At 65.7% G+C, this 1,320-nt stretch carries 1 protein-coding gene; it reads right to left on the bottom strand.

All coding sequences use genetic code 11. The features are described from left to right. Nucleotides 1–34: 34 nt before the first annotated feature. A protein-coding gene (locus AB4Y78_RS15580; RefSeq protein ID WP_441714527.1) for an IS3 family transposase occupies nt 35–1,251 on the bottom strand; the annotation gives its coding sequence in 2 pieces (ribosomal slippage) (nt 35–976 and nt 979–1,251; 1,215 coding nt in all). Nucleotides 1,252–1,320 lie beyond the last annotated feature (69 nt).

Raw genomic sequence — 1,320 nt, 5'->3', positions numbered from 1 at the left:
CGGGACTGCTGCACGGATAGGTGACAGTCGGTAGTCACGCAGCCTGGTCGGCTGGTGTGGTCATGGTGGTCTCGTATTCGATGGGCGTCAATCGGCCGAGGCGGTCTTGTCGTCGTCGGCGGTGGTAGGTCCGTTCGATCCAGGTGACGATCGAGATCCGCAACTCGTCGCGGGTGTCCCAGCGGCGTTGGTTGAGGACGTTCTTTTGCAGGAGGGCGAAGAAGGATTCCATCGCGGCATTGTCACCGCAGGCACCGACCCGTCCCATGGACCCGACGAGCTGGTGGCGGCCCAGGCGGTGGACGAATCTTCGACTTCGAAATTGCGAGCCTCGGTCGCTGTGCACGATGCACCCGGCCACATCGACGCCGTCAGCGGCGCGGCGCGCGACGGCTGAGTTCAACGCCGTGACAGCCAGGTGCGACGTCATCCGTGAGTCGATGCTGTAGCCCACGATCCGCCCGGAGCAGGCGTCCTTGATCGCGCAGAGGTACAGCTTGCCCTCACCGGTCCAGTGCTCAGTAATGTCGGTCAGCCACACCCGATTCGGTGCCGCCGCGCTGGTGAAGTCGTGGCGGACGCGGCCCGCCTCGCCCTCGACCGCGAGCAGGTCATCGTGCACCGGTGGTCCGGGCCGCGGACGGGCCGAGCGCTTCTTCCCGAAGATCGACCACCAAGCGTTCGCTGAGCAGATCCGCCACGCCGTGCGAGCCGACATGCCCGTCCCGGCGTCGGCGGCTTCCTCGTGGAGGTATCGGTACCCGAAGGCGGGGTCATCACGGTGAGCGTCGAACAACGCGTTCGCTCGGTACGCCCACGCCAGCTCGGAGGCGGTGACCGGGGACGTGAGCCACCGGTAGTACTGCGTACGACACAACTTCAGCACCCGGCACGTCACCGACACAGGCACCCGGATCCGGGCTCCCTTGCCAGCCAGCTCGCGGACGAGCGGGAACATCATTTTGGGGGCAGGTTCGCCTGCGACAAGTACGCCGCCGCGCGCCGCAACACCTCGTTCTCTTGCTCCAGCAATCGGTTACGGCGCTTGAGCTCACGCAGCTCGGCTGCCTGCTCACTCGTCACGGCCGGCGCGGTGCCGTCCTCGACGTCGGCGCGTTTGAGCCAGTTGGTCAAGCACGACTCGCTGATCCCGAAGTCAGCAGCAATCTGCTTCAACTGCTGACCCGGCTCACGGTTGCGAGCGACCCGCACGACATCGTCACGAAACTCTTTGGGGTAGGGCTTGGGCACGGTGTCCATCCTTCCAGCAGCGTCCCTCGACGCCACAGATCAGATGTCACCTATCCGTGCAGCAGTCCC

Origin of the sequence: Janibacter sp. RAF52 (assembly GCF_052114035.1) — a bacterium.
Taxonomy (GTDB): domain Bacteria; phylum Actinomycetota; class Actinomycetes; order Actinomycetales; family Dermatophilaceae; genus Janibacter; species Janibacter hoylei.
The sequence above is the reverse complement of the archived record's forward strand: the minus strand, read 5'-3'. Positions and strand labels throughout refer to the sequence as shown.